The 6,272-nt window shown below is 69.8% G+C and carries 4 protein-coding genes and 2 pseudogenes; 2 read left to right on the forward strand and 4 right to left on the reverse strand.

Going from position 1 to position 6,272, the window contains the following annotated elements:
- Positions 1-2: 2 nt before the first annotated feature.
- Complete coding sequence (locus ACFWFZ_RS31450; protein WP_387126876.1) at positions 3-1,133, forward strand: RES family NAD+ phosphorylase; 1,131 nt, start codon at positions 3-5, stop codon at positions 1,131-1,133.
- Between the two features lie 56 nt (positions 1,134-1,189).
- Here ACFWFZ_RS31450 and ACFWFZ_RS31455 read toward each other — a convergent pair.
- Both ACFWFZ_RS31455 and ACFWFZ_RS31460 read right to left on the reverse strand, forming a co-directional pair.
- Positions 1,190-1,627: pseudogene (locus ACFWFZ_RS31455) on the reverse strand (transposase family protein); the annotation flags it as partial.
- A gap of 804 nt (positions 1,628-2,431) precedes the next feature.
- Positions 2,432-2,899, reverse strand: a complete 468-nt coding sequence (locus ACFWFZ_RS31460; protein WP_387126878.1) for a hypothetical protein — start codon at positions 2,897-2,899, stop codon at positions 2,432-2,434.
- Positions 2,900-3,597: 698 nt separating this feature from the next.
- Here ACFWFZ_RS31460 and ACFWFZ_RS31465 point away from each other — a divergent pair.
- Complete coding sequence (locus ACFWFZ_RS31465) at positions 3,598-4,386, forward strand: replication-relaxation family protein (RefSeq protein ID WP_387126880.1); 789 nt, start codon at positions 3,598-3,600, stop codon at positions 4,384-4,386.
- Positions 4,387-5,115: 729 nt separating this feature from the next.
- Here ACFWFZ_RS31465 and ACFWFZ_RS31470 read toward each other — a convergent pair.
- Positions 5,116-5,496: pseudogene (locus ACFWFZ_RS31470) on the reverse strand (hypothetical protein); the annotation flags it as partial.
- Between the two features lie 13 nt (positions 5,497-5,509).
- Positions 5,510-5,944: a hypothetical protein gene (locus tag ACFWFZ_RS31475; protein WP_387126883.1), complete on the reverse strand. Its 435-nt coding sequence runs from the start codon at positions 5,942-5,944 to the stop codon at positions 5,510-5,512.
- Between the last annotated feature and the right edge of the window lie 328 nt (positions 5,945-6,272).

The following is a 6,272-nucleotide window of genomic DNA, read 5'->3' on the forward strand; positions in this document are numbered from 1 at the left end:
GGGTGACGTCGTCGGAGGACCTGCTGCCGTCGGATGCGGTCTGCATGGACCACATCGGCGATGAACATCTGCGCCGCCACCTCGGCGCAATCATGACCGCCTCCCGCTGCTCGTTCTGCACCACGCGTTCGCTTTGTGGCGAACCGGTGGCCGTCGACCTCCACCACCTCATGCACCGCGTTCTGGGCGCCGTCCGGGAGAAGTACGAGCGCACGAGTACGCCTGAGCGGGGCATAGGCACCGCGCGTGCCGTCGAAGACATCTGCCAGGGAGTCGTCGAGCCCCGCGTGACACGCGCCCTGCTCCAGTGGACAGAGCCCGCCTCGTGGCAGCTGAGGGAGGCACCACGCCACCACCCTCCCGGCGCGGTCCACACTCCGTGGAATCTCTTCCGCCAGCAGGTCGGTCACCACAGACGGTTCACCCTGCTCGCCGGTCCCGGCCGGCACGGTGCACCCTCGCCCGTAGCCATGCTGGACGAGGTGTCTGTGGTCGTCAACCGGTTGGGCCTCGTCCGCACGCTACCCGCCGGGCAGCAGGTGTGGCGCGGCCGGATGCGTCGGGACCCGACCCCACCGGGTTACGCCGCAGCCGACATCGGCTCGACCCCCCTCGCGCGGGCCACTGCCAACCGGATGAGCCCCGTGGGCGTCTCGATGTTCTACGGATCCGAGAACGTGGCCACCGTCCTCGCGGAGATAACGGCCCACGATCCCCGGCCCTACGCCGCCGTCGCGGCATTCGAGCTGGTCCGCCCGGTCCCCGTGGTCGACTTGGCGACCGTACCCGCCGAGCCCAGTGTGTTCGACCCTGACCGAAGGTCCCTGATCGGTTCCGTCGAATTCATGCGGTCCTTCTCGGAAGACCTCAGCCGCCCGGTCGCTCGGGACGGGCACGAGCACGTCGCGTACGTCCCCACCCAGGTGCTGACCGAGTACTTCCGGTGCCTCTCACCGCTCAGCGTGGACGGCATCGCTTTCCGCTCCGCCCACAACGGCGGCGTCAACTACGTGCTGTTTACTGGCCCCGAAGGATGCGTTGACCCCGGCGGTGAAACGCCCCGCGCGGTCCTTCGCCTCCAACCGGGCACCGAACGGGTCGTTGCACGTGAGGAAGTATCTAAGCATGGCTAAAGGGTGTTGCCGAAGGTCCGACACGGTCAGGTTGGAGTGGTACTCGGCCTGCCGTTTCACCCAGTGAGGGTGAAGTTGTGCATGGTGGCGATGGCTTGGACGGCGTGGTGGAGGCCGTCGTCGCCTCTCTACTGGCAGTCGCGGACGATCTTCCAGTCCTTGTGCGGGCGAAGGTGTGCTCGACGCGGGCACGGACCCGGCGGTGCTCGGCGTTGTCCTCCTCCTGCCCGCGCAGCAGGGGACGTCCGGCCCTTCTGCGGTGCGAGACGATCAGTCCGGTGCCCAGGTAGGCACCGTCCGCGAAAGCCGTCGTCCCGGCCGCTGCGGCCGGCAGGTCCGACTCCCGCCAGACGTGTACGCCGGTCCTTGTCGCCCGGCGCGGGCCGGGCCGAGGCGATGACCAGGCGGGTGTCGGCGTCGACGATGCCCTGCACGTTCGCGGAGAACCGGTAGTTCCGCGATGAGGCGGCGGCCTTCCGGTCGCGGACCGGGATCGCCGCCCGGATCAGGGATGCCGCCCAGGCGCGCGCCGACGCGTACGGGCCGCCGCCGGCCTGGGAGCCGATCTGGAAGCGGCCCCGGAAGCCGAAGACCGACCGGGAGAAGAAGCAGGAGCTGGCCAAGCAGCGCAAGCGGCTCAAGGCGGCCGGGATACGCCGGGTCTACGGCGGACAGTCGTGCCGGCCCCGGCCCCGGCAAAACCGCATCGGCAGTGCCGCCGCGCGCCGCGATGCCCGCGCCCTGTCCCGGATGCGGCACTCAAACGCCTGGCTGTGGTGACGACGCTGGGCATCGTCCACCGAGTGGACCGCCCGATGCCGACACCGGGTGGAGCCCATCGAGTGGCCTCCACCCAGTGGGCGCCACTCCACTCAGTGGACTCCATCGGGTGGAGTCCACTGCGGTGCGCACCAGCTGACGGTGGGCTCCACCCTCGCGCGCACCACGATGTCTCGCACCGCACGGCGTGCGCACCATCCGACGATGCGCGGCACTCTCGCCGGCACCCGGTGTGCCGCACCCGTACGGCACGGGCCCACGCGCCCCACCCCCCCCTTGACCAGGTTCGGCTCTACCCCTTGACCAGCTTCGCCACCGGCACGTTTCTCCTTGACACAGCAGGTCGCGGCCGCCGATCAGGGCCTGGTCAAGGGGGTGTGTGATAGGGCCCGCCAACGCGGCCGCGCACCTGGTGCGGTGCACATGGTGGTGCGCATCGGTGCGGTGCGGTGCGGTGTACCGCTCGGTGGAGTCCACCCGATGGGCGCGGTGCGCACCACCGCCGTCCCCGGTGCGGACTACACGATGGAGAGGCGCACCGGGTGGGCTCCTGCCGGTGCGGGGTGGGCGGCGAGGGCCTGGCCCACTCCGACCGCCTCCAGCTGACGCAGGACATCGGCGACGTCCTCGTGGTCTTCGGTGAGGACGTGGAACACGAACTCGATGACGGCGTGGGCGATGCCCTCCGCCGCCCCGGGGCCGGCCTGCTCCCAGATACGCAGGGACTTCACCAGGACGCGCCCGACCGCTTCCAGGGCGAAGCCGGCGTCGCACGGCTCATCACCCAGGGGCCCGGCCAGGGAGGTGACGGGGACGACGATCCGCTCGAGGACGTCGACGAGCAGCTCGGCCATCCGCGGCTCGGCGCCGGCGAACTCGTCGGCGGCTTCGAACTCAACGGCCTGGATGGCCCGGAGGTAGCTGAACGCGCTGATCGCCGCGTGCGGGGCCATCGGAGCGAGCGGCAGGGTGGTGGTCTCGGGCATGACGGCTCCTCATATACGGTCCACCGCACGGATCGCGACGGCCCCGGGTCCCGAGACTGGGGGAGCGGCCCTGTGGACAGAGTCCGCGCACCGACGGTCAACACCCCACCCCTTGTCCTGGTTCGGAAGACGGCGCGTTTCTCCTTGACCTGGCTCGCTAGGTGCGACATTCCGCCCATTTCGGCGGGGGAGAAACCTCGACGACGATCGGAAGATCCGCAACGGCATGGCGTACGGCAAGACCAGGCACGCAGCGATGCCGCCGGCCATGGCGGCGCCGATGGTGACGACCTCGTTCACGATCGTCTCCGAGCTCTGCGCCGCACCCGCCGAATGATCACGGCTCGATAACAGGCGTCACACCATCGGCTTCCCCGGCACCTGTAGCAGGTGAATGCGGGACTCTGCCCGGAGTCCCACGCCCACCCGCGTGAGGAGCCTCGACAATGACGCATACCAGCAGTGCCCGGCAGCCCGAGCCGGAGCCGCGCCCGACCTGGTCAAGGGGTGCCGAGCGCCCTGGAGACGGCCCGGATTCCAGTGCCGCGTCCAGTGCCGTGAACGATTCCAACGTCGTGCCCATCACCGCAGCTCACGCCACCCGCCAGGGGGGTGCCCGGCACGCTGACACCTCTCTCCCTACACCTGAGACGCGAAGGGGAAGAAGCCCACTCCCACGGCCGGGAAGGTACGGGCTGATGCGTTGCGGGCAGATGGCCCAGGTGATCACGGGGGAGGGGTCGGACGGCCGGTCGTACGTGCGCAGGGCCATGGTGGAACTGGCGGAACTGGGGCTGGCGGAGACGAACGGGAAGGACGGCAAGCACCCGATCTGGAACCTCACCCCGGCCGGGCAGAAGGCTCTGGCCGACGGCAACGAACTACCGGCACGACCGAAGGCCGGCACTGGAGCGAAGGCCGTCCGAGCCGGGTTCGGCCCGCACGCCGTCGCGGTGACCGACACGGTCCTCGCCTACACCGACACCGTCCTTGGTGGGCGCCGGGAGTACCTGACCGACTGGCAGGTGGAGGTCAACCACGCCATCAAGGAGACCGGCCTGTCCTTCAACGCCGACGCGGTCCTCGCCGTGCCGACCAAGACGAGCGAGGTCCGTCTCTTCGAACTCGATAACGGCACCATGTCCCAGGCCCGCCTCGCCAAGGAGGTCTGGGACTACGAGCGGTATGCCGGGCACCGCGTCTGGGAGGGGGTCCGCGGCACGATCGGCGGGACGTACCCGTTCTGGCAGCGCCACCGATACACCCGCTCCACCACCTTCCCGCGGCTGCACGTCGTCCTGGCGGGCAAGGCCGAACACCTCCTCGACAACCGCCTCCAGGCGCTCACCGACGCCGTGCAGGGCATCACCATCGCGGTGTGGGCCAACACCCTGCCCCGGCTGAAGCGCGGCGAGCCCTGGTACGAGATCGGTGTCGACGACCCGCACCAGCGCCGCGCCCGCTACCCCGAAGCGGTCGGCCGCTGACCGACGCTGGGCAAGCCCAAGGGGAGCCTGGGCAAGCCGCCCCGACCACCGGCTTGCCCACTCCGGCCGACCAGGCGGAGTCGGTCACGGCCCACTCCGGGTTTCCCGGCGAGGCCGCGGCTGACCGATGACCAGTCACCGCTGCGGTCGGGAGTTGCATGGGTCGGTCACGGTGCTGACGTGCTGTTTGACCGATCGCGGGAGACGGATCGGTCACGCCCGGCCTGCCGATCGGTCACGGCTTTTGCTGGGCAAGCCCTCGGCAGGGAGGGCTTGGCCCAGCGTCCGGATCGCGTGACGGGACGGTTCCCGAGGTCGTGGCGTCACCGGCTGGGACGCGGCGGCCCGGAGCCGGCCGACGCCCCCTCTCTGGCCGTAGACCGGAGCCAACCGGCCGTTCGTGGGGTGCAGGACGATGTCGATGTACTCGTCCAGGTCGAGGTCCGAGTCGGCGCGGAGGTCCTCGGGCGTGCGGGTCCAGTCGGCCAGGTCGGCCACCTCACGGGCGCCTCGAAGCGCGTCCTCCCGGGAGGGGAAGGCGGCGAGTCCCAGGCCGGAGTGGTGGGCCAGCCGCCACGGGTTGGCGACGCCGTCGCGCTCCTCCCGGAGGTCTTCGGGCAGTTCGTAGACGCGCAGGCCAGGCACCGGCTCGACGCCGACTGCGGAGAAGTCACTGTTGGAGCCGACCGCGCGGATTCGGCAGTCGACCGACGGCAGCGCGTCGCCGTACGGGTCGACCTCGGGGTGCGTGTACCGGATCGGCTTGCCGAGGGCCCGGGAGTAGTCGATCTCCGAGCGCGTGGAGTCCCCGATGTAGTCTCCGACGATCAAGACCTCGTCGGCAAGGCGGATCTTCGCGCGGTGCAGGTCGTCCAGGCGGTATTTGAGGTCCGCCGCGTCCGCCGGGTCGGCCCAAAGCGCGTGCGGCTGCTTCATGTCGCAGCCCGGGCGGACGACGATTCGGCCGGCGACGGTCTCCTGGAGGTCCGCCTCGGCCATCTCGTTCATGAAGCGGGTGGAGCCGCAGATGACGACGATGACCGGCAGGCCGAGGCCTCGCTTCGCGGAGACGAGGTGGCGCTCAGGGGTGCGTAACTGCGGGTGTGACACGGGTGTTTCTCCTCTACTTCGGGTTGAAGATGCGGTCGAAGGCCTCGCGGAAGACGGCCACGTTCTCCGCGGTCATCCGGTACGCGATGGCCTTCTCCCAGCTGACGTGGTTGGGGTCGTAGTGCGGGTAGATCGGGGCTTCGAGCCCCGCGGGCCACCACTTCCGGCGCTCGCCACGGCCGACGGCGCGGGAGAGGGCGATGGTCGGGCCGCGCAGCTTGCCGTCGAAGGCCTCGCGTAGCTCCTCGGCGCTTTTGTCGCCGTCAGCCTCCACGACGAGCCGCGCAAAGGTGAGCGCGTTGGCCGGCAGCGACGCGAGGTACTGCACGGCGCGCTCGACGTTCCATGCGGTGTCGGTCGTCACCGCCAGTTCCTCGCGGTGCTCGGCGAGCAGTTCGAGCAGTTTCCGCTCGAACTCGGGGGAGGCTCCTTCGATGGTGATCTTCACGAAGACCTCCGGTGAATTCTTGCCCGGTTCTTACTTCGGTTCTGCATGGGAGGAGCATGCCGGAGCCCGACCCGGTCCGTCTAGCCCCGGGGAGAATCTGGCCAGAATTCTGCACGAACGAGTGAACCGGCGTCCCGGCGGGCCGAGTTGGGTGACGTCCGGGCGCACGAGCAGAGGCCCCGAGCGGGGGCATGTGCCCAGCTCAGGGCCCCTCGGGGACGCTGCGGGTGGCCCTAGCTTGATCTTTAACGTCCGAGGTCGAACGGTGCCTCGTACTTGATCACTCGGTTCGGTAACCGCCGTACGCGGATACGGCCTTCGTCTGGAT

This window comes from Streptomyces sp. NPDC060232 (assembly GCF_042726555.1).
Classification (GTDB): domain Bacteria; phylum Actinomycetota; class Actinomycetes; order Streptomycetales; family Streptomycetaceae; genus Streptomyces.